The organism is Microbacterium oleivorans (genome assembly GCF_001691565.1).
GTDB lineage: Bacteria > Actinomycetota > Actinomycetes > Actinomycetales > Microbacteriaceae > Microbacterium > Microbacterium oleivorans_B.
This window is the reverse complement of the sequence record NZ_MAYO01000003.1, coordinates 889,080-915,517: the sequence shown is the minus strand read 5'-3', so window position 1 is coordinate 915,517 and position 26,438 is coordinate 889,080. Positions and strand designations below refer to the sequence as shown.

Annotated in this window: 24 protein-coding genes; 9 read left to right on the top strand and 15 right to left on the bottom strand. The window is 69.5% G+C overall.

Translation table 11 applies throughout. The features are described from left to right. Positions 1–171: 171 nt before the first annotated feature. Genes BBA86_RS07135 through truA form a run of 3 tightly spaced genes read left to right on the top strand, consistent with a single transcriptional unit; the run spans position 172 to position 2,815 of the window. Positions 172–1,014 (top strand): universal stress protein, encoded by an 843-nt coding sequence (locus BBA86_RS07135; protein ID WP_065570932.1) that lies wholly within the window; start codon positions 172–174, stop codon positions 1,012–1,014. Between the two features lie 42 nt (positions 1,015–1,056). Further along, complete coding sequence (locus BBA86_RS07130; protein ID WP_065570931.1) at positions 1,057–1,962, top strand: PfkB family carbohydrate kinase; 906 nt, start codon at positions 1,057–1,059, stop codon at positions 1,960–1,962. 22 nt (positions 1,963–1,984) lie between these two features. Then, a complete protein-coding gene (gene truA / locus BBA86_RS07125) occupies positions 1,985–2,815 on the top strand; it encodes a tRNA pseudouridine(38-40) synthase TruA (protein ID WP_065570930.1) in 831 nt (276 codons plus the stop codon). A gap of 77 nt (positions 2,816–2,892) precedes the next feature. Here the strand turns inward: truA and BBA86_RS07120 are convergent, their stop codons facing one another. Continuing rightward, complete coding sequence (locus BBA86_RS07120; protein WP_065570929.1) at positions 2,893–3,453, bottom strand: hypothetical protein; 561 nt, start codon at positions 3,451–3,453, stop codon at positions 2,893–2,895. Positions 3,454–3,683: 230 nt separating this feature from the next. Here BBA86_RS07120 and BBA86_RS07115 point away from each other — a divergent pair, with 230 nt between their 5' ends. The 3 genes from BBA86_RS07115 to BBA86_RS07105 all read left to right on the top strand — a co-directional run bounded on the left by BBA86_RS07115 (position 3,684) and on the right by BBA86_RS07105 (position 7,043). Beyond that, on the top strand, positions 3,684–4,310 hold the full coding sequence (locus BBA86_RS07115; RefSeq protein ID WP_223247049.1) for a hypothetical protein: 627 nt from the start codon (positions 3,684–3,686) through the stop codon (positions 4,308–4,310). Positions 4,311–4,494: 184 nt separating this feature from the next. Next, entirely contained in the window at positions 4,495–5,328 is an 834-nt protein-coding gene (locus BBA86_RS07110) for a fructose 1,6-bisphosphatase (RefSeq protein ID WP_065570927.1), read from the top strand. 20 nt (positions 5,329–5,348) lie between these two features. Continuing rightward, on the top strand, positions 5,349–7,043 hold the full coding sequence (locus BBA86_RS07105) for a glycosyltransferase family 2 protein (protein ID WP_065570926.1): 1,695 nt from the start codon (positions 5,349–5,351) through the stop codon (positions 7,041–7,043). 446 nt (positions 7,044–7,489) lie between these two features. On the opposite strand, the gene BBA86_RS07100 is transcribed toward BBA86_RS07105, so the two are convergent. Continuing rightward, positions 7,490–8,587, bottom strand: a complete 1,098-nt coding sequence (locus tag BBA86_RS07100; RefSeq protein ID WP_223247048.1) for a response regulator transcription factor — start codon at positions 8,585–8,587, stop codon at positions 7,490–7,492. Between the two features lie 53 nt (positions 8,588–8,640). Continuing rightward, on the bottom strand, positions 8,641–9,648 hold the full coding sequence (locus BBA86_RS07095; protein WP_223247047.1) for a glycoside hydrolase family 6 protein: 1,008 nt from the start codon (positions 9,646–9,648) through the stop codon (positions 8,641–8,643). 31 nt (positions 9,649–9,679) lie between these two features. Between BBA86_RS07095 and BBA86_RS07090 the strand changes: the two genes are divergently transcribed. Continuing rightward, positions 9,680–10,375: an endonuclease/exonuclease/phosphatase family protein gene (locus tag BBA86_RS07090; protein ID WP_065570924.1), complete on the top strand. Its 696-nt coding sequence runs from the start codon at positions 9,680–9,682 to the stop codon at positions 10,373–10,375. A gap of 15 nt (positions 10,376–10,390) precedes the next feature. On the opposite strand, the gene BBA86_RS07085 is transcribed toward BBA86_RS07090, so the two are convergent. From BBA86_RS07085 to BBA86_RS07060, 6 genes are all read right to left on the bottom strand, one after another. Continuing rightward, entirely contained in the window at positions 10,391–10,948 is a 558-nt protein-coding gene (locus BBA86_RS07085) for a cell wall protein (protein WP_065570923.1), read from the bottom strand. An 88-nt stretch (positions 10,949–11,036) separates the two neighbouring features. Then, positions 11,037–12,833 carry a DUF4012 domain-containing protein gene (locus BBA86_RS07080; protein WP_065570922.1) on the bottom strand — a complete coding sequence of 599 codons (1,797 nt, stop codon included), beginning with the start codon at positions 12,831–12,833 and terminating at the stop codon, positions 11,037–11,039. Between the two features lie 37 nt (positions 12,834–12,870). Further along, complete coding sequence (locus tag BBA86_RS07075; protein ID WP_065570921.1) at positions 12,871–14,001, bottom strand: hypothetical protein; 1,131 nt, start codon at positions 13,999–14,001, stop codon at positions 12,871–12,873. After that, complete coding sequence (locus BBA86_RS07070) at positions 14,001–15,638, bottom strand: sensor histidine kinase (RefSeq protein ID WP_223247046.1); 1,638 nt, start codon at positions 15,636–15,638, stop codon at positions 14,001–14,003. Before BBA86_RS07070 ends, BBA86_RS07075 begins: the two co-directional genes overlap by 1 nt. Before the next feature lie 71 nt (positions 15,639–15,709). Then, complete coding sequence (locus BBA86_RS07065) at positions 15,710–17,221, bottom strand: sugar transferase (protein WP_065570920.1); 1,512 nt, start codon at positions 17,219–17,221, stop codon at positions 15,710–15,712. Positions 17,222–17,303: 82 nt separating this feature from the next. Beyond that, positions 17,304–18,947: an ATP-binding protein gene (locus tag BBA86_RS07060; RefSeq protein WP_189318436.1), complete on the bottom strand. Its 1,644-nt coding sequence runs from the start codon at positions 18,945–18,947 to the stop codon at positions 17,304–17,306. Positions 18,948–19,036: 89 nt separating this feature from the next. Here BBA86_RS07060 and BBA86_RS07055 point away from each other — a divergent pair, with 89 nt between their 5' ends. Then, a complete protein-coding gene (locus BBA86_RS07055) occupies positions 19,037–19,405 on the top strand; it encodes a response regulator transcription factor (RefSeq protein ID WP_065570918.1) in 369 nt (122 codons plus the stop codon). Position 19,406: 1 nt separating this feature from the next. Here BBA86_RS07055 and BBA86_RS07050 read toward each other — a convergent pair whose 3' ends face one another. Genes BBA86_RS07050 through BBA86_RS07040 form a run of 3 tightly spaced genes read right to left on the bottom strand, consistent with a single transcriptional unit; the run spans position 19,407 to position 23,488 of the window. Continuing rightward, positions 19,407–21,107 carry a hypothetical protein gene (locus BBA86_RS07050; protein WP_065570917.1) on the bottom strand — a complete coding sequence of 567 codons (1,701 nt, stop codon included), beginning with the start codon at positions 21,105–21,107 and terminating at the stop codon, positions 19,407–19,409. After that, positions 21,107–21,985, bottom strand: a complete 879-nt coding sequence (locus BBA86_RS07045; protein ID WP_065570916.1) for a hypothetical protein — start codon at positions 21,983–21,985, stop codon at positions 21,107–21,109. The genes BBA86_RS07050 and BBA86_RS07045 overlap by 1 nt, the downstream gene beginning before the upstream one ends. Before the next feature lie 3 nt (positions 21,986–21,988). Then, positions 21,989–23,488 (bottom strand): polysaccharide biosynthesis tyrosine autokinase, encoded by a 1,500-nt coding sequence (locus BBA86_RS07040; RefSeq protein WP_065570915.1) that lies wholly within the window; start codon positions 23,486–23,488, stop codon positions 21,989–21,991. Positions 23,489–23,583: 95 nt separating this feature from the next. On the opposite strand from BBA86_RS07040, the gene BBA86_RS07035 reads away from it, so the two are divergent. Next, positions 23,584–24,063, top strand: coding sequence for a DUF4916 domain-containing protein (locus BBA86_RS07035; RefSeq protein WP_189318435.1), 480 nt, complete (start codon positions 23,584–23,586; stop codon positions 24,061–24,063). Here the strand turns inward: BBA86_RS07035 and BBA86_RS07030 are convergent. From BBA86_RS07030 to gmd, 3 genes are read right to left on the bottom strand one after another with little or no spacing between them, the layout of a single operon-like run. Next, positions 24,056–24,340, bottom strand: coding sequence for a Dabb family protein (locus BBA86_RS07030; RefSeq protein ID WP_065570914.1), 285 nt, complete (start codon positions 24,338–24,340; stop codon positions 24,056–24,058). The two genes, BBA86_RS07035 and BBA86_RS07030, sit on opposite strands and share 8 nt — an antisense overlap. Before the next feature lie 3 nt (positions 24,341–24,343). Further along, the gene (locus BBA86_RS07025) at positions 24,344–25,327 is read right to left on the bottom strand and encodes a GDP-L-fucose synthase family protein (protein WP_065572213.1); all 984 of its coding nucleotides are present in this window, start codon (positions 25,325–25,327) and stop codon (positions 24,344–24,346) included. Beyond that, positions 25,324–26,352 (bottom strand): GDP-mannose 4,6-dehydratase, encoded by a 1,029-nt coding sequence (gene gmd, locus BBA86_RS07020; RefSeq protein WP_065570913.1) that lies wholly within the window; start codon positions 26,350–26,352, stop codon positions 25,324–25,326. Before gmd ends, BBA86_RS07025 begins: the two co-directional genes overlap by 4 nt. Positions 26,353–26,438: the final 86 nt, after the last annotated feature.

Sequence of the window (26,438 nt, the reverse complement as noted above, 5' to 3'; positions counted from 1 at the left end):
CGAGGGCTGGTGGGCGGAAGTCGGCATCCAGTCTACGAAGCCATCCTGAGCGCCGTCCGTCTCTTCCGACCCGCGTGAGGGCGGGATAGGTTGGCAGTACCGAGACACGGACGAGCGCCGCAGACGTCACCGCGATCGGGTCGGCGTGTCGTCCAGGGAAGGGCGGGCATCATGGCGGGCACCATCATCGTGGGAGTCACCGGAGCGCGGGTGTCGACGCGGGCCGTCGACTGGGCGATCGCCCGTGCGACGACGCGGCGGCAGGCGATCGAGCTGGTGTCGGTCGTCGGTGGGGCGATCGGTGCGATCGGCGAGGCGGAGGTCCTGGGAGCGGCGCAGACCGCGACTCAGCAGCTGCTCGACGGCGAGGCGAAGCGCGTGGCGGATGCCGGTGTCCCGGTGTCCACGCGGGTGGAGTCCGGCAATCCCGTCACGAAGCTCATCGAGGCGTCGAAGGATGCCGCCATGCTCGTGCTCGGCAGCGACTACCGGGGTCCCGGCACCGGGCCTTCGCGCGGAGTCCACGGCATCCGGATCGCGGCGGGGGCGACCTGTCCCGTCGTCGTGATCCCCGACCGCGACCTGGGTGAGGGGATGGGCGTCGTCGTCGGCATCGACGGCTCGGAGGTGTCGGAGCACGCGATCGAGTTCGCCGCCGCGGAGGCCGACCGTCTCGGCGAGCCGCTCATCGCGGTCAGCGTGTGGACTCCCGTGCACACGCCGCGGAACGCGATGGAGGTCTACCCCGACCTGTACCTGGCGAACATGCAGGCGACGACGGAGGAGGTGCTGGCGCTGTCGCTCGGCGGGCTCTCGGCCCGGTACCCCGATTTGCGTGTCGTGCGGCGCGTGGAGCGGGGGCACCCCTCGCACGTCCTGGCCGGGATCGCCGCCGATGCGCGCATGGTCGTCGTCGGGACGCATGGCCGCGGCACCCTTGCGCGGTTCCTGCTCGGGTCGATCAGTCAGGAGCTGCTGTCGCATCTGCCGACCGCCACCGCGGTCGTCCGCTGACATGGATGTGCACGGCCTCGTCCGTCGTGCGAAAGTGAGGGCATGACCCACACGGACACCGTCCTCGTCGTCGGCGAGGCGCTGATCGACATCGTCGAGCGGGACGGCACGGACGCCGAGCACGTCGGCGGCAGCCCCGCGAACGTCGCCGTCGGCATCGCGAGGCAAGGGGTGTCCGCCACGCTGCTGACCCGGCTCGGTCGGGACGACCGGGGCCGGCGCATCGCCGACCAGGTGACGGCGTCCGGCGCCGCGATCGATGCGGCGTCGTGGACGGATGCCGCGACCTCCACCGCGCGCGCCCGACTGCGCGCCGATGGGTCGGCCGACTACGAGTTCGACATCGTGTGGGCGCTCGATGCGGCAGCGGCCGAGGCGGCGGCAGCGGCGGCATCCGTCGTCCACTCCGGATCGATCGCTCTGTTCCTGCAGCCCGGGGGAGAGGTCGCCCTCGCGACGCTGGAGCGCGCCCGCGAGGCGGGGCGCATCGTCACGGTCGACCCCAACGTGCGCCCGGCGCTCGTCGGCGACGATCCTCGTCCGGTCGCCGAGCGTGCCTTCGCCGCGGCATCGTTGGTCAAACTGAGCGATGAGGATGCCGAGGCGCTCTACCCCGGCATGTCCGCCGAGCAGGTGCTCGAGGCGATCGCCGCGTTCGGACCGCAGGTCGTCGTCATGACGCGGGGCGGCGAGGGCGCGCTCGCTCTGGGAGCGGCGGGCACGGTCGAGGTTGCGCCGCTGAGCGTCGACGTGGCAGACACGATCGGTGCCGGCGATGCGTTCATGGCGAGCCTCATCACGAGCCTCGTCGACGACGCCGCGCTGCTGGCCGGCGACGTCGATGCGCTGCAGCGCGCACTCCGCCGCGCGGTCGTGACGGCGGGCATCACGGTCTCGCGCCCCGGCGCGAACCCTCCCACGCGCACCGAGGTCGACGCGGCGCTCTGACGGCCGCGGATAGGCTGGCATCGTGCGCCTGCGGATCGATCTCGCCTACGACGGCACCGACTTCCGAGGATGGGCGCGGCAGCCGAACCTCCGGACCGTGCAGGGCACGCTCGAGGCAGCCATCGCCAGAATCCTCGGCGGAGACCCGCGGCTGGTCGTCGCGGGCCGGACGGATGCCGGTGTGCACGCGTCCGCGCAGGTCGCCCACCTCGACCTCACCGAGGGGCAGGAGCGTCGCCTGCTGTCGGGCCGTCACCCCGAACCCGAGGCGCTCGCCGCCCGCCTGAACGGCGTGCTCGGGCCGTACCCCGATGTGTTCGTCCACCGCGTCGGCGTCGCGCCCGAGGGCTTCGACGCGCGCTTCTCGGCGGTCTGGCGACGTTACGCGTACCGGGTCGCGGACCGGACGACGGGCTACGACCCGTTGGAGCGCGGCAGGACGACCTGGGTCCCGGCATCCCTCGACGTCGCAGCGATGGATGCCGCGGCTCGCAGCCTCCGCGGGCTCCACGACTTCGCCGCGTACTGCAAGCCGCGCGAAGGGGCCACGACCATCCGGACCCTGCTCGAATACGGCTGGCACCGCGACGACTCCGGCGCGCTCATCGCCTCGGTGAAGGCCGACGCGTTCTGCCACAGCATGGTGCGGGCGCTCGTGGGCGCGTGCGTCGCCGCGGGAGAGGGGCGGATCGACGTCGCCCGCGTCGCGGAGATCCGCGACGAACTCACTCGGACGAACGAGATCAAGGTGCTGGCAGCGCGCGGATTGACCCTGACCGAGGTCGGCTACCCTGCGGATGAGCTCCTCGCGACGCGCGCCGAGCAGACGCGCGCGCGGCGTGAGCTCGACTGACCCCCGAGACGCAAAAAGAGGAACTCCCCCAGGCCGTGGCCCGGGGGAGTTCCTCTTTGCGATGGTTCGCGAGTGCCTTATGCCCGACGTGCGCGGCGCACCGAGGTCGCGACCGCGATGCTCGCACCGGCGAGAACGAGAACGCCGCCGCCGACCCAGAGGCCGAGGAGTGCGTCACCGTCGAAACCGGCGTTCGGCAGAGCGGTGCCGGGGTCGGTGCCGCCGTCGCCGGGGCCCGTTGCGGCGACCGCAATGGTCGTGGATGCCGACTCGCCGCTGTCCTGACCGACGGCAGCAAGCGTGTAGCTGCCGCGGGCGTTCGAGGGGAGGGTGACCGAGACGGCCGCCTCGCCCTGAGCGTTGGCTTCCTTGGTGATCGTCTGCGAGTCCTGAGCGGCGAACGCGACGAGAGCCAGGGTGGCGCCCGAGGCGTTGAAACCGGTCAGGGTGAACTCGACGGTCTCGCCGGCGGCGAAGTCGTCGAACGTCACGGTGCCGGACTCGCCCGGAGCCAGCGAGCTGGGCGCGTCGACGACGTCGGGGTCTGCGGGGTAGGCGCTCGCGACGGCCGGCGCCGCGAAGACCGCCGCGATGGCGACGGCGAGAGCTGCCGCAGCCTTGCTGATCTTGTGCTTCATGGTGAGTGCTTTCGGTCGTCGTGAGGTCGAGGCGTGGACGGCAAAGAAAAATCCAACCGGCCGCCCCTCGTTGGTTGGACATAGCCAGTATTCAGGAATCGCTCAGTATCAGCAACTATTTGGGGTTTCGATCAGGTAAACAACGACTCACTCCGACACATCCCCGGCGATCGGCACCCGGCATCCGCCCTTGTAGACTGTCGGCACCGCGGGGAGGGGTCATGATGCGGATGAGAACCATGCGTCTGGCCGCGGCCGCCGTCGTCGTGAGCGCCGCCGTCGTCCTGTCGGGCTGCGGGCCGGCGCCCTGGGCTACCGCGCCGTCGCCGACATCGTCGTCGGCTCCCGCTCCGTCATCGCCGCCGCCCGTCGTCGCACCCCCGGTCGAGAACGACCTCTCGAGCGGGTCGACGCAGCGCGATCTGACCGCCGGCGCGGTGAGCGTGGCGGTCAACTACTGGTCCGAGCTGCGCATGGACCGCTGGACGCCCACCGCCGTCAAGCCGGTGAGCCTGTCGCTCGTGACGACCGTGAAGCCCAACGACGGCCAGAAGGTCTATCTGCAGAAGGCGACGATGCTGGCGATCCCCGCCAACGCAGACGAGACGTTCCCCGCACTGGAGCCGCAGGTCGACCAGGCGAGCGTGAAGAACGGTTACCTCGTCCTCAAGCCCTACAGCTACTCGCAGACCTTCAACGTCGGCCAGGTGCCCGAGAACGCGACGTACGTGACGCTGCAGTTCACGTACGACTTCCTGGTGCAGACCAAGCCCAAGGCCGACGAGTACGCGAAGCAGACCGCGACCGACACGGTGACCGTCGCCATCGCGCAGCAGGCGGCATCCGGTTCGGAATAACGGTCCTGCGGTCCATCCGCCAACCTCAAGAACCTCAAGATCCGGTAAAGGCCGCCGCGAGGGTTCCCGAACTCCCGGGTCCGCGCTCGTCCACGCCTCTAACGTGAAGGACGTGGCACTGGCGGCGGCGACCCGAACCCCGCCGCCGGTGCCCTCCACCCCTTCGATCGAACGAGGTTCGCGCATGTCCACCCGTCCCCTGGCCCGCCGTCGGCTGGCCATCGTCGCGCTGGCAGCCGCGGCCGCACTCTCGTTGTCGGGGTGCTCGCAGATCGTCGAGGCGTTCAACGGCATCTCGAGCACGAAGGACAACGCCCAGGCTGTGCCGGTGCCCAACGCGACACCCGCCGCGGGCACGACCGAGATGCCCTTCGACTCGCAGTTCACCTATGACGGCTCCGTGCAGATGACCTATGAGGTCGCCGACGGCCTGCAGATCATCCTCGACTTCTGGGCGGTCGACTCGAAGCGCACGCGCGAGTGGCACCCCGACAACCCGAAGACCTTCGGGTTCGCCGTCAACGTCAAGGACACGCGCGTCGATGAGAAGGCCGTCCTCAAGCAGAAGCGTCGCGTCTTCCTCTCGAACGTGACGATCAGCTCGCAGACCGCGCAGACGTCCAACCAGGTCAGCTCGCCGTTCCAGTTCAGCGCCGACCCGCGCACACTCGTGCCGACCGACACGATCCGCTCGAACCGGGGTCTGCTCATCAACAGCTACCAGGGCGGTCTGCTCGTCCCTGAGACGACCATCAACCAGCTGCCGCAGGACACGTACGGCATCACACTGCAGTTCGCGCTCGACATCTGGGTCGAGGGCACCGCGGACGACGACAAGAGCTTCGCGCAGCAGACGGTCTACCCCGTCATCCCGATTGCGATCTATCCTCGTGATACAGAGACCGACGAGTCCACGGGGGGAACAACCGGCGGCACGTCGGGAGGAGACTCCCAGGGCACGACGGGGACTGACGGTTGGACATCGACCGGCGGTACCGGCGGTCCCACCACACCGTGAATCCAGTTCGAGGAACCGACGTGACAAGTCCGTACATCCCCGGCCCGCAGGGCTGGCAGCCCGCGCAGCCTCCGGGTGGGGGGTGGCAGGATCCGAACGGGGCGCAGTCGCAGCAGCCGTCGTGGCCCGTGTCGCAGCAGCCCGCGCAGCCGCAGCCTGTTCAGCAGCAGCCCGTTCAGCAGTGGCAGGACCCCGCCGGTGCATGGGCTCAGCCCGTCGGCGCGTGGCAGGATGCCGCGCCGCAGGGCTCGTGGCAGGGTGCGCCCGCGCAGGGCGGCTTCGCTGCGGCGCCGTCCGGTCCGGGCGACATCGTCCCCGTCGACGAGTTCGCCGACGACTTCTCCTCCGTGCTCGAGAACTCCTCGGTGCACCGCTCGACGATCGGCTGCATCGTCCCGGCGTACAACGAGGCCGAGTCGATCGCCGATGTCATCCGGTCGCTACTCGAGCAGAGCCGCGTGCCCGACGTCATCCACATCGTCGTCAACAACACCTCGGACGACACCGTGAAGATCGCGTCCGAGTTCTCGGGACCCCACGAGGTCGAGACCGAGCTCGGTCTGCAGTTCACCGAGGTCTTCGTACACGACATCGGCAAGAACCCCGACAAGAAGGTCGGTGCCCTCAACTACGGTTACGCCCTCGTCGAGGGGTACGACTACCTGCTGGGCGTCGACGGTGACACGACCGCCGACCGCCGCGCGGTCGAGTACCTCGAGAACGAGGCCGTCGCCGATTCGCGTATCGGCGGCATCTCCGCGATCTACACGATCGACGACCGCCCCATCAAGGGCTTCATCGCCAAGTGGCTGATCGCCGGTCAGCGCACCCAGTTCGCCGCGTTCAACATGCAGAACCTGCTGCGCGGACGCAACATGGCCGTGCTGGGCGGGCAGTTCTCGATCTTCTCGACGACCGCGCTCCGCGACATCATGAAGGAGAACCACCAGAACTCGCCGTGGGTCAAGGACTCCGAGGTCGAGGACTCGCTGCTCTCCCTGCAGATCAAGTCGGCCGGCTACCTCACCAAGATCAGCCCGTTCGCGCGGGCGGATGTCGGCGGCATGACCACGCTCAAGGGCTACGACGCCCAGCAGGTCAAGTGGACCTACGGCGCCATCGAGCTCATGTGGCCCGGCCAGCGCGGCGACACGAAGGGTCAGCCGTTCCACCCGAACCTGCGTCTGCGCTGGTTCGAGCAGTTCTCGATGCTCACGAACTTCTTCGTCCGCGTCGCGTTCATCACGCTGCTCATCGCCTCGCTGTCGATCAACGCGTTCGTCTTCTCGCCGTGGTGGCTGCTGCCGCCCCTCGTGGCAGCCGGGCTGAACTTCCGCATGGCGCGGTCGATGCAGAAGGCGAACGGACGCGATATCGCTTTCGCGGTGCTGCTCTTCCCGGCCGAGATCTTCATGTGGATCCGCATCAGCCACTTCATCCGATCATGGACCCGCTTCCTCTCGAAGAAGAAGGTCGACAACTGGGCGCTGCAGGCGAGAGCCGAGAAGGGCGGCGTGAGCTTCGGCCACTGGACGCCGTTCATCATCCTCGGCATCGTCGCGATCGCGATCGCCGTCATCTGGAACCTCCTCGACCCCGTGACGCAGTCCGCGATCCTGTGGGTCGGCTGGCCCATCGTCGGCGTCGTCACGGTGCTGCAGACCCTCACGATGGCCATCAAGCTGTTCCAGCGTCACCAGGGCTATAAGGTCTGATCCGCGCGGGCGCGGTGTCCGCGCGCCTGGGTTGTGTGGGGGCGTTGGGTGCGCGCGGATGCAATAGTTCGGTCGCGACACGCCGCGAGCGGGGGCGTGGATGCCGGGTGTCGCCCGGCATCCATTGCATCCGCGAACGGCGTGGGCATCTGCAGCCGCACCCGCGCGCCTAGTCATTCCTCGGGTGTCGAATCATCACGGGGTTTTACGCCGCTGGGTGATTCGGGGAGAGGCCGGGGCGGCGCCGGGGCCGATTTGGGGGCCAGGTCGGGCCTGGCGTTCGCGGATGCAATAGTTTGACCGCGACACGCCGCGTTTCGGGGCGTGGATGCCGGGTGTCGGGCGCCATCTATTGCATCCGCGCACGCACGCACGCACGCACGCACGCCGCACGCCCGCGCACCAGACCACGCCCGCGCACCACCGCGCCCGCGGCCCGGCCCGGGTCAGGCGCTGGCGACGGTCTCGGAGGTGAGGCGGTAGCCCACGCCGCGGACGGTCTCGATGTACCGCGGGTTGTTCGGGTTGTCGCCGAGCTTGCGGCGCAGGTTCGTCATGTGCGCCTCGATGGCCCGCTTGTCGGCCTCGCCGACGAAGTAGCTCGTGACGTAGGACTCTCCGCGCAGCACGAGTGTGAGGTCCGCCTTGCTGCGCACGCGTCGCTTGGACTCCATGAGGGTCGACAGCAGGTCGAACTCGGTGCGTGTGAGCGTCAGCTCGCGTCCGGCGACGAGAACCACGCGGTGCTCCGCGTGCACGGCCAGGTCGCGGTGGACGGTCCACCCGGGTCCGCCGACGGGCGGGGTCGCGGATGCCGGGGCCACAGCGTTCCCCGGGTGCGCACCCTGCGGCACGAGCCCCTGCCCCGGAGCACCCTGTCCCGGAGCGCCCTGACCGGGCGCACCCTGCCCAGGTGCACCGCCAGGCGCACCGTCCGGAACACCACCCGGAGCACCCTGCGGCGGAACACCCCACTGTCCCGGTGGCACGATGACCGCGCCGCCCTGTTGCGGGTCGGGGTAGACGGGCGTCATGACGCGCTCGTCGAACACCGGGCTCGTCGGCGCGGGATCGTACTGCGGCTGCGCGGCGGGGCGCGCACCGGGGAAGGAGGGGCCGGCGGCATCCTGTCGCGGAGCAGCGGCCACAGTCGTGCCGGTCGCCCGCGGGCGACGCAGAAGCGACTCGACGCGCGCGCGGAGCTCGCGCGGACGGAACGGCTTGACGACGTACTCGTCGGCACCGGCTCCGAGGCCGAGGACGACATCGGCTTCCTCTTCGAGACCGGTGATCATGATGATGTAGGTGTCGCTCTGCGCACGGATGCGGCGTGCGGCCTCGAAGCCGTCGATGCCGGGCATGTTGACGTCGAGCGTCGTGATGAGCGGCTGGTACGACAGCACGGCGCGCACGCCGTCGATTCCGTTGCCGACCGAGACGGTCGAGAACCCCGCCGCCTCGAGCACCTCGACGATGAGGTGCCGGATGTCCGGATCGTCCTCGACGATGACCGCTGTCTTATGCATCGACATCGAATCGCTCATCGCCGACTGCCCCCCGATCCAGTATGAAAGTCGGTCCTCATGCTACACAGGCCTCAGCGAACGCCCTGCGTCAGTTCGACGCCGGCCTGAGGCCAGTACACGCCGGCCGCCGGTCCGCCGTTGCAGGTCCCGTCGCTCTCTCCGGGCGGCTTGATCCAGAGGTTCGTGTCGACGACGTCGTCGTGGAAGGTGCCGCTGGGCTCGCCGACGGTCTGCCCGGGAGGGTTGCACCACTCACCGCCGGAGCTCGCCGTGCCGTTGCGCGACGTGTCGACGATCGCGTGGGCACCGCCGAGCAGCTGCGAGAGCGCCGCCGCGTAGGTGAACTCGTCGGCGGATGCCTGATAGTTCGAGACGTTCGTCGCGAACCCGCGGACGCGGTCGATGACGCCGGTCTGCCCGATGAGGTCGGCCATCTTCTCCGCCGGCAGCCAGTTGCTGTGTCCGCCGTCGAGGTAGATCCAGGTGTTGGCGGTCGTCAGCTCGTCCACGGCGGTGCTGAGCTGACGCGCGCGCTCGCCGATGTTGCCGCACTCCTCCGACAGCGCGATGCTGTCGGGCTCGAGGATGAGGATCTTCTGCACCTCGGGTGCGGTGTCGAGTGCCTTGCCGATCTCGCCGAGCCAGACGGGGTAGTCCTGCTCCGACAGGCCGCCCGCGGAGTGGTTGCCGCAATCGCGTCCCGGCAGGCCGTAGACGACGAACGCGGCGGAGCGGCCCTGATCGCGCGCCTGCGAAACGAGGTCGAGGACGGTGCCACCGGCGGTGCCGATGGGGTCCTGCTCGGGGGTGAGCCAGTACGCGGTGGGCTGTTCCGCGAGGTAGGTGGCGGCATCCTTCTCGTCACCGGACAGGTCGCGGGATGCCGCGGCCGCCTTCGCCTGCGCCGGCGCGATGATCGTCGTCCCCACGTGCGGGGGCTGCGCGGTGAGCGCGTGGAAGCCGCGGGTCACGGCGCTGCCGACGACGCCGACGAGCACGAGGACGAGCACGAGCGCCGCGAGGATCGCCACGGGGACGAGTACGCGGACCGAGGGCATCCGCAGCTTCCTGGGAGCCACTCTTGAACTCTAGCCATAGGCTTGATGCTCGATGATCACCGTTGTCTCGTACAACCTGCGCAAGCACGCCGCAGCGGGCGAACTCACCGAACTGGTGGGCCGCTACGACGTCGACGTGCTGTGCCTGCAAGAGGTGGACACGACCGACATGCCCGAGCGTATCGGCGGTCTCGTGCTCGCCGACGCGACCCGCTCGAACCGGCTGGGGCTCGCGATCTACTACCGCGAGAACGGGTTCCGCCCCGGCGCGAGCAAGACGTTCTCGCTGAAGAAGTCGTTGCACGACATCGTGTTGAAGCCGGCGGACGAACGGATGCTGGGCCTCAGCCTGCACGACATCGACTCGGGCATCGACTTCATCGTGTCCTCGTTCCACGCGGCTCCGCTGACGGCGTTGAACTCGCTGCGGCGGCACCAGATCCGCGCCGCCCTGCGCGAGCTGTCGACGCTCGGCAAGGGGGCGCCGATCCTCATGGTCGGCGACTTCAACTACCCCGTCTTCAAGGAGAACCTGGGGCAGGTGATCCGCGAGAGCGGCTACGAGCTGAGTCTCAGCGACGCGCGCACGTACACGCGGTACAAGTTCTTCAAGGGCTACTACGACTTCGCGACCTCGAGCGGGTTCGAGATCGAGCAGGTCAAGACACTCCCGCAGGGGGCGAGCGACCACCTGCCGATCCTCGTGACGGCGAAGCCCATCCAGCGGAAGTCGTCGAGCGTCGCCTGAGCCCGAGGGGCTGCGTCAGTCGTCGGTGCGGTCGCGGCGGCGGCGCACCGCCGAGGCGATCACGATGACGGCGCCGGCGGCGAGGAGCGCACCGGCTCCGATCCACAGGCCCATCAGCTGATTGCCGTCGAACCCGGCCCGCACGAGCGGATCGCTGCTCTTGGACGAGTCGATGACGGCGCTCGACGTTCCGCCGGTCGAGGTCGCGGAGATGGCGGCGATGTTGTAGACGCCGCGCGCATCCGACGGCAGGACGATCCGGATCGCGGGGAGCGCGCCTGACGCATCCGACTCGAAGGCGGCGCTCGCCGTCGAGATCGACATGCGCACCATGGCGAAGCGCGCACCGGCGCCGTTCTCACCGGTGACGGTGACCGTGACGGTCTCGTTCGGCGCGAAGGTGCGGGAGTCGCACGAGAACTCGATGGTGTCGCCCGGACCGGCACCGGCGGCATCCGACGAACAGGCGTCGACCGGCGGGTAGATCGTAGAAGCGCTCGCGACCGCGGGCGCGCCGAACGTCAGGGCGGAGAGAAGAAGAATCGTGACGAGGGCGCGGGGGGAACGGCGCATGGGTGCTGCTTTCAGGCGAGGTACGTACCTGAGTGTAACCGAGGCGCTCCGACCTGGGATTTCCTGCAGGTGACGGTTGCGCAACGCCTCAGTCGAGCGAGAGCCCGGTGCCCGCCGGCGCGCAGGACGCCCGCACGATCGGAGGCAGCGAGGCGTCCGCGGTGGGGGTGACCCATGCTTCGGCGTCGCGGATGCCGGTGTCGGCGGTGACGTCGACGGTCACGGTCGCGGACTCGCCGGGCTTCAGGTCGGCGGAGTACGAGAGCACCTGCCGCCCGCCGACGATGGCGCCGCCGAACGCGCGGTCCGTCGGGGGAGTTGCGGTGCTGATCGTGAAGCCCTTCGGCAGGTAGATCTCACCGACGGTGCGCGCGGTTCCGGCCGGCACGCCATACAGGCCTCCGCCGGTGATGTACTCGGGCAGCGAGGCGGCGTCGGCGGGGGCGTCGTTGGTCAGGCTGACGGTCAGCGACAGCGTGCGGGGGGTGGTGCCGGTTCCGCACCCCGACCAGCCGAGCCGGACGTCGGGCGTCATGTAGTAGTCCATCTTCGACCCCGTGCCGTCGTTGAAATAGACACCGAATCGGGCGGTGTCGGCGTCGCTCGCGGGGGGAGCACCGGCCAGGGTCGTTCCGGACAGGACCTTCTCGTCGTCCTCGTTCGCGCTCCAGAGGTACAGACGGTGCTCCGACCCGGCGCGACCGAGGGCGCTGATGAGCGCGCCGGGATCGACCTGCCCGCTCGTCATCGCGGTGAACACCGCCCCCGCAGCTGAGGCGAAGAACGCGTCCTGCTGCCGCGGGTCCTCGTACCGCAGGTACACCTCGTTGAGCAGGAGCTGAACGGCGTTGTCGCTCGTCAGCTCGTCGCCGGTGGGGAGCCGCACCGGTCCGGTCGCTTCGAGCAGGTACGACAGCGCGACCGGGTCGATCGACATGACGCTGGTGACGTCGCGTCCTTCGCGCTTCGCGAACTCCTGCGCCAGCCGGGCGGTCAGCGAGAAGTCCGGGACCTGCGTGACGTTCTGGATGTAGCGTCCCGGCTTCGCGCCGTAGAGCGAGGCGTATTCGCCGAGATCGAGCACCGAGTCGTCGTACCGGTCGAAGTCTCCGGACGCCAGCTGCCCGTCGAGCTCGATCGCGCCCTTGTCGGTGCGGAGCAGGGTCGACGCGCCGACGATCCCGCCCAGCGACCGCCACTCGGCGTTGTTCTGCACGAGCAGCAGGTGCTCTCGGGGCCCGTCGGCGCCGAGCATCGACGGCAGCAACCGGCTCGCACGCGAGAGGGCGTCGGTTCCCGACGCGACCTCCGACAGCAGGCCGTCGAGCGTGTCGACGGCGTCTGCGAGGGGAGCGACGAGGGGAGCGCGGTCGATCGCCTCGAGGTCGTCACGAGCGGATGCCGCGACCCGGGCCCCGTTCTCGGCGGGACCTGCGAGCGCTGCGAAGACCGAGGCGTCGATGCGCCCGTCGACGGGGACGAACGCCTCCACGCCGAAGCCGTCCGCCACTCCGGCGATCGGTTTGGCCGTGCCGGTGACGACGTCGTCGACCGCGGCGGCGGCATCCGCGATGGCAGCCAACTGCGGACCCACCCACGGAACGTCTTCGGCGCCCCGCCAGAGGGGGTCGGACGTCAGGTCGCGGGCCGACGAGGTGTGGCGCCCCACTTCGTCGAGCGCGGCGGTCGCCGCCGAGAGGTCGCCGATGTTCTGCGCGATCCCGGGCGCCTGCTTCTGGGCGGAGGCGAGGTGGTCGTAGGCGAGGAAGCCCCGGACGCCGATCCATCCGACGACGAACAGCACGAACAGCAGCGCGAGTCCGAGAACCCACACGACGACGCGGCCCACGGTGCGGGCGGCAGGGGGCAGGAAGGTCTCGGGCATCGGCACGATCCTACGGTGATGCCGTATCGGCGGTGTATCAGGGGGCGAAGACCGCGCGCTCCCACCGGTCGCCGCCCGAGACCTGAGCGTGCGCCGCGGCCTCGCTCGCGGCCTCGCGGAGGCGATCGAGGTCGTAATCGGCCAACGGGGCCGCCGCCACGCCGATGCTCGCCGATAGACGGATCGGCACGGCGGGCTGGTCGGTCAGCGTGCCGATGCGGTCGAGCAGTCGAGACAGCAGACCGCGCACGGCGGTGTCGGGGCGGGGGAGGAGGACGAGGATCCGCGTCGGCGAGACCGCGTAGATGTCGGCTTCGGGCGGCATGACGGTGCGGATGTCGTCGGCGAAGCGCGCCGTGATGCGCTGGAAGGCCCGGCCGCTCGAGGCGTCGAGGAGCTCGCCGGCGTCGTCGAGGCGCACGTCGATCAGTGACCACCAGCGGTCGCCGGCGTCCTTGGCCCGAACCAGTCGGTCACGAGCGACGCCGAAGAACTCGACGGTCTGGCGCGGGTCCGAGGACTGCGCACCGCGGCGGACGAGGTAGAGCAGCGTCACGAGGGCGCAGATCAGATACAGCAGCGCCACGACCTCGTTGAGGTCGTACAGGTTCTGCAGGTCGGACTCGGTCTCGCCGATCGTGCCGTCGGCGACGCGCACGAGTCCGTCGATCGCGACGAGGAGCGCGAGGCCGACGAACCCGCACGAGACCACGATGACCGGCAGCGACATCTCGCGTTCGGGTTTGCGTAGGCGCAGCAACTCCCACGCGGCGAGCCCGGCGGTGACGGCGGCGAGGAGGAACGAGACCCGGAACACGGCGCCGTAGGCGAGCGTCTCGGCGGTGAGGCCGAGGGCGATGGTGGACGCGCTGAACACGACGATGGTCGGGATCAGCATGATCGGCTCCCGGCCGCGGCGGGCGCGCAGGCCGATCCACACGAAGGCCGCCGCGCACAGGATCGGGCCGTGGGCTGCTCCGCGGAGCGCCGCGGAGCCGATCTGGTCTGCCGCGACGAGCAGGTAGCAACTCAGCATCGCCAGCGCGAAGCCGGAGGACCAGATGGAGGCCGCTCGTCCGGGATAGGGCAGGAAGCCGAGCCCGATCATGATGATCGTGCAGGTCGTCGCGACCGCGACGAGCACGATCGTCACATCGATGTGCTCCATCAGTACGCCCCCTCGCTGCGGCCTGCGGCGGGCAGACGAACCGTGACGGTCGTCCCGCGTCCGAGAGCGCTCTCCACGGTGATGCTACCCCCGTGGCTCTCGACGATGTCGCGCGCGATCCCCATACCGAGACCCGTGCCGGGCACCCCGCCCTCCTGCGCGGTCTGCGCGCGGAAGTAGGGCGTGAAGACCTTCTCGACGTCGTCGGCGGACATGCCGATCCCCTCATCGGCGATGCTCACAGCGACCCAGCCGTCGTCGTCGACGGCGGCTGCGACACGGAGCGTCCCGCGATCGCTGTACTTGATCGCGTTGCTCAGGATGTTGTCGATCACCTGTCGCAGGCGGAACTCGTCTCCCTCGACGACGAGCGGCCCCGCGACGACGGTGTCGAGCGCCAATTCCGACGCGGATGCCGCAGGTGTGAACGCCTCGATCGCGGAGGTGACCAGGTCGGCGGCGTCGAAGCGGGTCTGCTGCTCATCAGCATCCGTCGCCGGGGCGAGGATCCCCTGGATGAGGGTGAGCATGCGCTCGCTCGCGGACTCGATGACGTTCACGTGATCTCGCTGCGCCGGGCTGAGGGGGGCGCCTTCGAGAAGAAGATCGGCGTGGCCGAGGATCGCGGTGAGAGGGTTGCGGAGCTCGTGGGCGACGACGCGCGAGACGTGCGGGCGTTCGTGCTGCGCCTCGGCCACGGCGGTGAGGTCTTCGAGTTCGACGACGAAGGTGTCCTCGCCGATCGAGTTCGCTCCGGCCGGGCGGATCGAGAGTCCGAGGGCGCGCCAGGTTCCGCTGCGGTCGAACAGCCACAGCCGCTCGCGTTCGACGATCTCGCCGCGGCCGGCGCGTGCGAGCGCGGTCTCCGTCGGCGCCAGAGCACGGCCGCGGTAGGCGGAGTACTCGACCGCACCGCCGAGGGGGAAGCGGAGGTCCTGCGCGTCGAGCGAGTAGAGCTCGCGGTAGGCGGCGTTCGCCGAGACGATCTCGCCTCCCCGAGCGACCCGGGCGAGGGCGACGGTGATCGAGTCGAAGACCGTGTTGACCCGGTGCTCGGCCGACTGGACGCGTTCCAGCGTGCTCGCCAGGCGCCGTGCCTGATTGCGGGCGAGATTGCGGAAGGCGCGGATCCGGTAGGCCCCCACCGAGATCGTGATGGCGAGGAAGGCGAGGGCCAGCAGGATGATCAGCAGTTCGACGATCACGCCGGGCGAGAAGTCCCAGTGCTGGGGGTCGGCCAGGTTCATCAAAGCGACGGCGGCCAGCGACGCCACGATCTCGAGGTTGCCGTAGTACGTCGCGATCCAGGCGATGGGGAAGACCCAGAGGAAACCGAGGCTCGGCTGGCTGAGGGTCAGGAACCCGATCGCGACGATGTCGACGAGCGGGAGGACGAAGGCCGAATGCTTGGGGATCCGTGCCCACGGTGTGACGAGTGTCGCGATCGAGGCGATCACGATGACGAGGATGCCGAAGAGGAAGCCGGGGGTGGCGAGCAGCCCGACGTCGAGGACACCGACGGCGACGGTGATCGCCACGACGCTGAAGGTGAAGATCAGCTGCCACTGCCACACCGACCGTACGCGGGTGCCGATCAGTTGGTTGTCCGCCCAGCGGCTTTCTACGGCGCGGCTCACAACTGCGTGGCTATCGGTTCTCGGCATCAGGGTTACTCCGCCGCCAGTGTGGCACGGATCGATGGGGGCCGTCAGAACGCGGTCTCTCCCGGCGCGAGCGCGGCGCGGGCGGTCTTGACGAGGATGACGAAGTCGCCGACGAGCGTCCAGTTCTCGACGTATGACAGGTCGAGGCGCACCGATTCCTCCCACGACAGCGACGACCGGCCGCTGACCTGCCAGAGCCCCGTGATGCCGGGCTTGACGAGGAACCGTCGGTGCACGTGATCGGCGTAGAGCTCGACCTCGCGGGGGAGCGGAGGGCGGGGGCCGACGAGGGACATCGACCCGCCGATGACGTTGAACAGCTGGGGGAGCTCGTCGAGGCTGAGCCTGCGCATGATCCGGCCGATCGGCGTCACGCGGGGGTCGTTCTTCATCTTGAACAGGACGGCGTTGCCGGCATCCCGGTCCTGCTCCATGAGCGCCGCCAGGCGGTCTTCGGCGTCGGTCACCATCGAGCGGAACTTCAGCATCGTGAACTCGCGGCCGCCGTGACCGACCCGCTTCTGCCGGAACAGCACCGGGCCGGGGCTCGAGAGCCGGATCGAGACGGCGAGGAAGGCGAGCAGGGGGCTGATGAGAGCGACGCCCAGGGATGCCGCGGTGACGTCCATGATGCGCTTGGCGACGCGCTGACCGCCGCTGAAGCGCGGGGTCTCCACGTGGAGGAGGGGCAGGCCCGCGACGGGACGGCTGCTGATCCGAGGGCCGGCGATGTCGGCGATGCCGGGCGCGAGGACGAGGTGCTGCCGGCCGGCCTCGAGGCCCCACGAGATCTGCTTGACCTTGTCTGCCGGAAGCTCGTCGGTGCTGGTGACGACGACGGTGTCGGCCTTCGACTCCTCGAGCGCCGCGTTCAATGCCGACAACGAGCCCATGATCGGAATGTCGGTGTCTTCGATGATGTCGGCAGTGGCCCCACCGGGCACGCACGCGCCGACGACGTGGTAGCCCGCACTCGGCGTGCGCAGGAGCTCGTGGGCGATGTCGACGACGGATCGCCGAGACCCCACCAGCAGCACGCGCGCTGAATACGCGCCTGAGCGCCGCTGGGCGATGAGCCATTGCCGCCACAGCCACCGCTCGAACAGGAGGACGAGGATGCCGAGGGGAAGGCTGAGCAGGAGGAAGCCGCGTGCCACCTCGATCTGGGTGAGGAAGGCGAAGATCGCGATGACGCCGAAAAGGGTGACGCTGGAGCGTGCGGTGCGGGCGTATTCCGCGCTTCCCGCGCCGATGACCCGGTGGTCGCGGGTGTCGGCGAGGCCGAGGGTCAGCATCCACACGAAGATCAGTGCCGCGGAGAAGACCCAGTACGAGATCTCGCCGGCGACGCGTCCTGTCTGGATCGCGAGGTCAGCGGCGCCGAAACCGAACCAGGCGATCTGCGTGCCGTAGACGACCCAGATGAGGACGAGAAGGTCGCTGACCCAGAGGCGGCGCGCGTACGTGCGCCGCCAGTTGCGCGTCGGCGCGTCACGACGGACGCGAATGACCGTCGCGTCGTCGCCCTCTGCTCTCGTCGTCATGGTGCTCGCCATGCTTCCGCCGCTCCCCCCGGGACGTCCACTCCCTCGGCGCACGTTAGCAGGGTGGTGTAACGGGGGTGTGACGACCGTGACGTCATGCGTCGGCGCTCGTGAGGGCGGGGAGGCGGAGCACGGCCGATACGCCGTGGCCGGCGGCGGAGGTCACGGTGACGTCGCCGCCGTTGCGTCGCGCGAGGTCGCGCGCGTTGCCCAGCCCGAGCCCCACCCCGGACGAACCGCGACCCTCGGCCTCCGGCCCGCGGTAGAACCTGTCGAAGGCGTGGCTCAGGGTGGTCGGTGACATGCCGGGTCCGTCGTCGGTCACTGAGATGAGTACGTCGTCATCAACACGGGTCGCCTCGAGTGTCACCGTGCCGTTCTCGGCGAAGGTGATGGCGTTCGACACCAGATGCGACAGCGCGCGCTCGGCGTCGCCGTCGTTGGCCCGCACGACCAGGCCGCACGAGTGGGTGATGATCGAGGCTCGTCGGGTGCCCGCCTCGGTGGCGTACGCGCTCTCGACGCGCGCGAGAAGGGAATCGACCGCGATCGCGTCGCTGCTCTGCGACTCGCGAGCATCGATCATCGTGTCGATGAGGCCTCTCAGCCGCTCCGCACCGCGCCGGGCGGCGTCGAGCCAGGAGCGCTGCTCGTCGTCGAGTCGGGTGTCGAGCAGCAGGTCGGTGTAGCCGAGCATGTTGGTGAGGGGCGTGCGCAGTTCGTGACTGGTCGCGACCGCGAAGTCCTCGCGCTGGCGCTGCAGCTCGAGCTGTTCGGCGAGGGCGGCGACACGGGCGCGTTCGGCTCGCGCGATGTCTTCGGCCGCGGTGAGGGCCAGAGCGGCGTTGACGCGCCCTTCGTACCGCGCCGCCGAGACGAGGATGCTGAAGACGCCGACGGTACTCATGAAGACCACGAGGATGACGGGCGAGGTGCGAGACGCCGCCAGGTCGAAGCCGAACGACCCGCCGGCCGTCAGCGTCAGGAGCAGCGCGGCGACGCACGTCAGGAGCGACAGCGAGATCGCGACACGGATGGGAAACCGCAGGCACGCGGCGGCCAGCACGGCGAACACCAGGAAGGTCACGTGCGTGGCCCCGCCGGGACCGAAGGTGAGGAACAGCGTCGCTGCAGCGACCAGCGCGTAGACGGCCACCTCGACCGGACGGGCGCCCTGCGACTCGCGTGGCGGCAGCACGGCCAACGCGCCGATCAGCATCACCGCGCTGCTGTGCGACGCGAACGCGACGATCGCGACGGAGGCGAACGAGGCGCCGGTCAGCAGAGCGCCCGCGCCGGCGATCGTGATCCCCAGCACCACCGCACCGAGGACGGCCGCGCTGACGAAGCGGACGGCGTTCCCGAGCGTGTCGAGCCGGAAGGCGTCCCGCTGCCTGCCGAGCGCTGCGAGGAAGACGACGATCTCGACCGTATTGCACAACCCGTAGACCAGGCCGAGATACCAGGGGCGGCCGACGAGGATGTTCGTCGTGACGGTGGCGAGGGGGATGGCCAGCATCAGCCACGTGCGGTCGGCCCGCGGCGCGCGCAGGGCGAACCAGGCGGCGGCGCCCGCGGCGGGCCACCACCAGGCGATGGGAAGCCCCGGCGACTGCAGCGTGAGACCCGCCAGGCTCGCCACGACGATGCACGCGAGGGCGGTGGACCAGTAGCCCCAGCGGCGCCCGCGTAACAACCGGGTGGAAGGCGCCTTCCCTGCGGCGGTGGCGGTCGTCACGCGTACACCGTACATCGCGGTCATCCCGCGTGTAGTCTCATGCCATCGCCGATGTCTCGATCGGCTAGTGAACCCCGAGGTGAGCCGCGATGGCATCTGTCCTGGTCGTCGAAGACGACATCGACGTGGCCTCGCTGCTCAGTCATGTGCTGCAAGGTGTCGGGCACGATGTCGAGGTCGCGCACGACGGCGGCGCCGGGCTCGAACGGGCGTTCCAGCGGCATCCCGACATGGTCATCCTCGACTGGATGATGCCGATCAAGACGGGGATCGAAGTGTGTTCCACGCTGCGTGCCGACCCTGAGTTCTCGTCGACGCGCATCCTGATGCTCACCGCTCGCTCGTCGCCGCAGGATGTCGCACAGGCGCACGCGGCGGGCATCGACGACTACGTCGTCAAACCCTTCACGCCGCGTCAGTTGCGCGAGCGCGTCGCTGCGCTGCTCGAGACCGCCTGACTCAGGCCGAGGCGTCCGCGGGCTGGAGCGGGAACGTCCCCTCGAGGACGACGCGGTCGCCGACTTGGCGGAGCGTCGTCGACGACCCTCGCGTGCCGATGCCTGTGACGCCTTCGCCCGTCGAAGCGTTGGCCGTTGCGAGGATGCCGGGGCTCGAGATGCGCACGGCGATCACCTCGCCGTCGCGGTCGATCTCGACGTCGGCCCATCTCGCGCCCGAGTGCTTGACGGCGTTGACGAGCCCCTCGTTCACGAGGCTGCGGACGCCCTCCGCGATCGCCGGCGAGCTCAGCCCTCCGCGCGTCTCGTCATCGACCCTGAGGGTGACGCCCATGACCACCGACCAGGCGCGCACGAGGTCATCGACCTCCTCGACGTCGTCCGTCGTCGGTGCGTCGCCCGAGCAGACCTCGTCGAGGATGTCGTCCGTCTGCGCGCGGAAGGTGTCGAGGGTCCGCGAATCGGCCTCGTTCTCGTCGACGTGGGCCGCGAGGATCACGCACCGGCCCTGCAACCTTCCGTGGAGCACGTCGATGGCCCGTTGCAGGGGCGCGTCCGTCGTGTCGACCTCGGCGGCGAGTCGGCGGGCCGACTCGAGCAGCACCGTCGTGGCGCGCTTCTCCTCGGCCCGCGCTCGCCGGTAGGCGTCGACCGACAGACTGATGACGACCGCGACGAGCGGCACGCCCAGGAGGGGAACCAGTCCGAGCGAACCGACGTCGGGGATGAGGGTGAAGGTGAGCGCCATGACGCCGGCGCCCGCTGCCAGCCAGATGAGCAGGAAGAGGATGCCGCGCAGCCGCGGCCGCAGAGGGCGAGTGGCCCGCACCATGCCGACGGCGCCGAGGTCGATCGCGGCGCACGCGACGATCGCCACGCCGGCGACGGACGGCCCGCCGTGGGCGAGGCCGAACGGCAGTGTCGCGGCGACGTAGGTCAGCCCGACGGCGAGGGGCGGGGTCCTGCCCAGCCGGCCGAGTACGGGAATGCGCTGACCTTCGCCCGGGTCGACCGGGATGATGCTGCCGGGCGCGGGGGCGGTGGGGAGGGCATCGAGGTGGTGGGACGCCGCTCGAACGCGGTTCGAGTAGTCGCGCACCCGCTCGTAGGTCACCTGGGAGGCCAGGAGCTCGTCGCGTGCGGCTCGCAGTTCGTCGACGAGGCGGTGGCGTGTCGCGGTGGCCGCGTCGCGAAGGCGACGGACCTCGGCGATCCCGGCGCGCATCTGCACTCCGGCGAGCTGCAGGCGCTCGGTCGTGGCGCGGAGCCGGCGGTGATAGGTGATCGCGACCGCGCAGACCGTGAAGAGCGCGAGGCAGGTGACGAGGTTGGTGGTGATGCGGGTGGCCCAGTTGCCCCCCGTGGAGGTCGCGAACACGACGGTGCTGATCGCGTCGTTGACGAAGGGGCGGACGCCCGAGATCGCCACCATCGCGCCGAGGACGATGGCCGCGCGTGCGGCGTGGTTCGTCAGCCGTCGCTCGGCCCAGGCCGCACACGCGCCGATCGCGATGAGCACGGGCGACCCCAGTGCGGCGACGGTCACGCCACGGAGGTAGCCGCCGAAGGAGGGCGAGCCGACGCTCGGAACGCTGAGGAGGACGCCCACCGCGAGGGCGAGGATCAGCGACCATCGGGTGAAGTACTCACCGCCGACGAACGTCGCTCCCAGAGCCCGCCAGACGCGGTCACCCCGGCGCATCACCGGGCCATGCTGACGAGATCGTCCCCCGCCCACACTCGGATCGAGTCGGCGGTGACAGCGAGCGCGACGGGGCCGTCGGCATCCGCGTTCAGGCAACCGAGCGGTGCGGCGTCGGGCGTGAGCGGCGCAACCTGCAGTCCGTTGCAGTCCGGGCGGACGAGGGCGCCCACGATCTGCCCGTCGCGCACGTCGAGGGCGGTGACCCCGTTGCCGACCTCGGTCGTGGTGCCCTGGGTGATCGCGTAGGCGGCGCCGTCGCAGATGAAGGCTGTGGTGTCGCCCGAGGCGCGGAGGCCCCACGGGCGCTCGCACGGGGCGTCGATGCGGGTGCCGTCGATGACGACGGTCGCGCCGTCGAGGTAGGTGGACTGCGGCAGGAGGTCCTCGTAGGGAGACCAGAACCGGCCCTTGGTGAAGGTGCGCAGGGCCTGCGTCTCGCAGTCCGGTCCCATGTCGGCGACGAGGTCGGCTTCGGTCTCGGCGAAGGGCGTCAGGTCGCGCACCTGGGCGATGCCCCGGTACGCGGGTGTGACGTCAGTCCAGGTGTCGCCGTCGTCATCGGACCGCTCGACGGTGGGAGCGTCGTCGCCGCAGGCGCCCGCCGTCGCTCGCCACATCGCGCCGGCTCCCACGGCGAGGAAGCGCTCGGCAGCGCCGGGCTCGTCAGGTGTGGCGGCGCTCGCCGTCGGAGAGGGCGTGGGCGAGGGGTCGAGACCGATCGAGGGCGCAGGCTTCGCGACCGCGTCGGTGTCGGTGCCGCGTCCGCGATCCAGAGCAAGGACCACGAGGGCGCCGACGGCGACGGTGAGCGCGACGACGAGGATCGCGACGACGGCTGAGGGCACCCCGCGGCGGGCCGGCGAGCGGCGGGCCATGCGTCAGCGCGCGCCGGCGTCGCCCGCGCTGCGCGCGTCGCGTCGCGAGTCGAAGCCGGTGTCGCCGATCATGGGCGCGGTGTCGGGAACGACCGCGACGGGTGTCTTGCGCTTGCGTCCGCGGGCGGCCTTGGGCTGCTCCTGCATGTAGCCGTAGCCATACCCGTATCCGTAGCCGTTGTAGTACGAGTCGGGCCCGCGAGTGGGGACCATCGACATGACGAAGCCGGCCACCTTCGCGCCGACGGTGTGCAGGGCTTCGACGGCACCTTCGAGCTGGTGACGGGTGACCCGGCCGGCTGAAGCGACCAGGATCGCCCCGCTCGTGCTGCGGGAGAGGATGGCTGCGTCGGTGACGGGGAGCAGCGGGGGAGCGTCGCACAGCACGACGTCGAAGTCGCGCTCGAGGACCTCGAGGAGCGTGGCCATCTGCTTCGAGCCGAGCAGCTCGCTCGGGTTCGGCGGGATCTTGCCGGCGGGCAGGACGAACAGGCTGCGCCCGCCCCAGGGGAGCATGACGTCGCCGACGCGCACGCGCCCGATGAGCACGTCGGTCAGGCCGACGCCGCCTTCGATGCCGAGGTATTCGGCGACCTTGGGCTTGCGCAGATCGGTGTCGAGCAGCGCGACCTTCTTCCCGGCGTCGGCGAGAGCGATCGCGAGGTTGATCGTCGTGGTCGACTTGCCCTCGCTGGGCACCGAGCTCGTGACGACGAAGCTGGACCGACCACCCATGTCGAGGAACTGCAGGTTCGTGCGCAGCGCTCGGAACGACTCGGCGCGGGGGCTGAGCGGGTCGGCGTGCACGATGAGGGGGCGTTCCTTCGCCTTCGCGTCGTAGGCGATCGCTCCGAGCGACGGCGCCGAGGTGATGCCTTCGGCGTCGCGCGGGGTGCGCACCTTGTTGTCGAGGACGGTGCGGAGGACGGCGAGGCCGATGCCCAGCGCGAGACCCACGAGGGCTCCGAGCGCGAGGTTGAGTGGCACGTTCGGGCTCGACGGCGCGAGAGCAGGCTGTGCGTCGCTGACGCGGGTGAGGCGCACGGGGCTGCCGCCCTCGCCGATCTCGGGTTCGATCTCGGGGACGACCTTCGACAGGCTGGCCGCAGCCTGGTTCGCGAGGTTCGCTGCGACGACGGGGTCGGGGTCGGTCGCCGTGATGGTGATGATGGTCGTGTTCAGCGCCGACGACGCCGTGATCTGCTTCCCGAGGGTGTCGGCCGTCACGCCGAGGTCGAGGTCGGCGATGACCGGGTTGAGGACGATCGGTGTCGTCACCAGCCCGACGTACGTGTTGATGCGCGTCTGCGCGAAGTTGGCGCCCTGCTGGATGTCGGATGCCGTGCCGCCGGTCTGCGTCGAGACGGCGACGCTGCTCGACGACTCGTAGACGGGAGTGCGGGTCAGGGAGTACGCCGCCGCCGCGCCCAGCCCGACCAGCGTCAGCACGACGATGATCAGCCAGTTCTTGCGGAGGACGCGGATGTAGTCGCTGAGCTCCATGGTGCCTCTCGTGCTCACGCCCGGCGGGCGTAGGGTCAATGCGGCTCAGTCTGCCACAGGGCTGTGTCGGGCAAATGACGCGAGAGGATCGCCCGGTGACCTATCTCCCCGACGACGTCTACGCCCTCGTAGAAGAATCCGTCCCGCTGCTGTGCGTCGACTTCGTGCCGGTGCGGGCGACCACCCGCGGTCGCGAGGTCGGCCTGATCATGCGCGATTCGCCCTTCGGGGCTGTGTGGTGCCACCTGGGCGGACGCGTCCTGAGGGGGGAGACGCTCGTGAACGCGCTGCGGCGCCACGCTCGCGACACCTTGACGGTCGACCTCGACATCGACCTGAACGCGCAGCCCGGTCGCGTCTACGAATGGTTCCCCGCCGATCTCGCTCCGGAGGATGGAACGGAGCATGGGCAGGACCCGCGGAAGCATTCCGTCGGGTTGTCTTACGTGGTGACGCTTGTCGGCGAGCCGTCGCCGCGGAACGAGGCGATCGCCTTCGACTACTTCCCCGTTGACGACCTGCCCGACCCGATGTGGCCGGGGTCGGGCAGGTTGCTGCAGCACCTCGTCAGCTGAGTCGGTCGCCGATCCACCAGTCGGAGATCTCCGCCATTCCCGCCGCCACGAGCTGATGTCGGGGATGGGTCCGGAACGCCGCGAAGGCGTCAGCGTCGACGAACTCGGCCTCCTCGATGACGATGCGCCCCTTGCGCTCATCGAGTGACCTCGCGATCTGCCAGTTCGTGATCCCCGGCAGGTCCTCGAGCGATCTCAGCTGGTCGACGGCCCTTGCCACATCGTGTTCTTCGACGTGGTCGTGTACGCGGAAGAGCACGATGTGGCGGTACGCCACGTGTTACTCGCGAATTGTGTCGACGTGGTCGCGGTACCACGCGACCGTGCGCTCGAGGCCTTCTTGCAGGCTGATCTGGGCGGTCCAGCCGGCGTCGGCGAGCTTCGAGACGTCAAGCAACTTCTGCGGAGTGCCGTCGGGCTTCGATGTGTCCCACTCGGTTTCGCCCGAGAACCCGGTCACGTGAGCGATCGTGTCGGCGATCTCGCGAATGGTCACGTCGCTGCCGGTGCCGACGTTGACCTGATCGGGCCCGTCGTAGTGCTCCATCAGGTGGAGCACAGCGTCGGCCATGTCATCCGAATGCAAGAACTCGCGTCGGGGCGTCCCCGTGCCCCAGTTCGTAACCGAACCAGTGCCTGCCTTCGCGGCGTCGTCATAGCGACGGATCAAGGCGGGCAGAACGTGGGATCCCTTCGGCGAGAAGTTGTCGTTCGGCCCGTAGAGGTTGGTCGGCATCGCGCTGATCCACGGGAGCCCGTACTGGCGGCGGACCGCCTGGGTGTGCAGGATGCCGGCAATCTTCGCGATCGCGTACGCGTCGTTCGTGGGCTCGAGGTGCCCCGTGAGGAGGGAGTCCTCGCGGATGGGCTGTTCGGCGAACTTCGGGTAGATGCAGGACGACCCGAGGAAGGCGACCCGTTCGACGTCGTTCGCGAGCGCGGCATCGAGGACGTTCGTCTGAATGCGCATGTTGTCGGAGAGGAAGTCGACCGGGTAGGTGCTGTTGGCGAGGATGCCGCCGACCTTGGCTGCCGCGAGGACGATGTAGCGGGGTTTGATTTCGGCCATGTACGCGAAGACGTCGTCGCGGTTCTTCAGGTCGAGCTCCGCGGATGTCTTGCCCACAACGTGGGTGAAACCCTCGGCCTCGAGCTTCCGGACGATCGCGGAACCGACCAACCCGCGGTGACCGGCGACGTAGAAGGTCGCGTCGCGGTCGAGCTCGCCGGGCGTGTAGTTCACACCGTCGATGGCGGTGCTCATGCGGTTCCCCACGACGCCAGCTTCACGGTGTCGATCCATTCCGGACCCTTTTCGAGTGCTTCCACGTCGGCGTCAACCATGAGGGTCGCGAGTTCCTTCCCGTGGATGGTGGGAACCCAGCCGAGCTTGTCGGCGGCCTTCGACGGGTCGCCGATGAGCGCGTCGACCTCGGTGGGGCGCAGGTAGCGCTCGTCGAACTTGACGAACTCCTGCCAGTCGAGACCGACGTGCCCGAACGAGGTCTCCAGGAAGTCCTTGATCGTGTAGCCGACCCCGGTACCGAGGACGAAGTCTTCGGGCTCGTCGACCTGCAGCATCCGCCACATGCCCTCGACGTACTCGGCCGCGTAGCCCCAGTCGCGGATGGAGTCGAGGTTGCCGAGGTAGACGTCCTTTTGGACGCCCGCCTTGATGCGCGCGACCGCGCGCGTGATCTTGCGGGTGACGAAGGTCTCGCCGCGGCGGGGCGACTCGTGGTTGAAGAGGATGCCGTTGACGGCGAACATGTCGTACGCCTCGCGGTAGTTCTTCACGATCCAGTACGAGTAGAGCTTCGCGACTCCGTAGGGAGAGCGGGGGTAGAACGGCGTGTTCTCTCCCTGCGGCGGGGGAGTGGCGCCGAAGAGCTCCGACGTGGACGCCTGGTAGAACCGGGTCTTGATGCCGGAGAGGCGGACAGCCTCGAGCAGGCGAACCGTGCCGGTGCCGGTCGTGTCGGCGGTGTGCTCGGGCTCGTCGAAGGAAACACGAACGTGCGACTGGGCGGCGAGGTTGTAGACCTCGTCGGGGTTGATCTCGCTCATGAGTGTGACCATGCGCGCACCGTCGCTGAGGTCGCCGTAGTGGAGAAAGAGCTTCGCGGACGGGTCATGCGGATCGACGTAGAGGTGATCGATGCGGTGGGTGTTGAAGGTGGACGCACGACGGATCAGTCCGTGCACCTCGTAGCCCTTCGAGAGCAGCAGTTCGGCGAGGTACGAGCCGTCCTGGCCGGTGATGCCGGTGATGAGCGCGCGCTTGGTCATGGAGTCCTCTCGGAAATGATTGCGGTCCCCCTGGCCGCGCCGAAAGCCTATCGGGACCGGCAGAACAGCAAACACGGCCCCCGATT

Coding starts and splice junctions, on each gene's coding strand:
- BBA86_RS07090 (WP_065570924.1), top strand. CDS start 9,680: ATGATCACCGTTGTCTCGTACAACCTGCGCAAGCACGCCGCAGCGGGC.
- BBA86_RS07055 (WP_065570918.1), top strand. CDS start 19,037: ATGGCATCTGTCCTGGTCGTCGAAGACGACATCGACGTGGCCTCGCTG.
- BBA86_RS07100 (WP_223247048.1), bottom strand. CDS start 8,587: ATGAGCGATTCGATGTCGATGCATAAGACAGCGGTCATCGTCGAGGAC.
- BBA86_RS07120 (WP_065570929.1), bottom strand. CDS start 3,453: ATGAAGCACAAGATCAGCAAGGCTGCGGCAGCTCTCGCCGTCGCCATC.
- BBA86_RS07115 (WP_223247049.1), top strand. CDS start 3,684: ATGAGAACCATGCGTCTGGCCGCGGCCGCCGTCGTCGTGAGCGCCGCC.
- BBA86_RS07110 (WP_065570927.1), top strand. CDS start 4,495: ATGTCCACCCGTCCCCTGGCCCGCCGTCGGCTGGCCATCGTCGCGCTG.
- BBA86_RS07130 (WP_065570931.1), top strand. CDS start 1,057: ATGACCCACACGGACACCGTCCTCGTCGTCGGCGAGGCGCTGATCGAC.
- BBA86_RS07075 (WP_065570921.1), bottom strand. CDS start 14,001: ATGGAGCACATCGATGTGACGATCGTGCTCGTCGCGGTCGCGACGACC.
- BBA86_RS07040 (WP_065570915.1), bottom strand. CDS start 23,488: ATGGAGCTCAGCGACTACATCCGCGTCCTCCGCAAGAACTGGCTGATC.
- gmd (WP_065570913.1), bottom strand. CDS start 26,352: ATGACCAAGCGCGCGCTCATCACCGGCATCACCGGCCAGGACGGCTCG.
- BBA86_RS07045 (WP_065570916.1), bottom strand. CDS start 21,985: ATGGCCCGCCGCTCGCCGGCCCGCCGCGGGGTGCCCTCAGCCGTCGTC.
- BBA86_RS07080 (WP_065570922.1), bottom strand. CDS start 12,833: ATGCCCGAGACCTTCCTGCCCCCTGCCGCCCGCACCGTGGGCCGCGTC.
- BBA86_RS07065 (WP_065570920.1), bottom strand. CDS start 17,221: ATGGCGAGCACCATGACGACGAGAGCAGAGGGCGACGACGCGACGGTC.
- BBA86_RS07085 (WP_065570923.1), bottom strand. CDS start 10,948: ATGCGCCGTTCCCCCCGCGCCCTCGTCACGATTCTTCTTCTCTCCGCC.
- BBA86_RS07050 (WP_065570917.1), bottom strand. CDS start 21,107: ATGCGCCGGGGTGACCGCGTCTGGCGGGCTCTGGGAGCGACGTTCGTC.
- BBA86_RS07135 (WP_065570932.1), top strand. CDS start 172: ATGGCGGGCACCATCATCGTGGGAGTCACCGGAGCGCGGGTGTCGACG.
- BBA86_RS07025 (WP_065572213.1), bottom strand. CDS start 25,327: ATGAGCACCGCCATCGACGGTGTGAACTACACGCCCGGCGAGCTCGAC.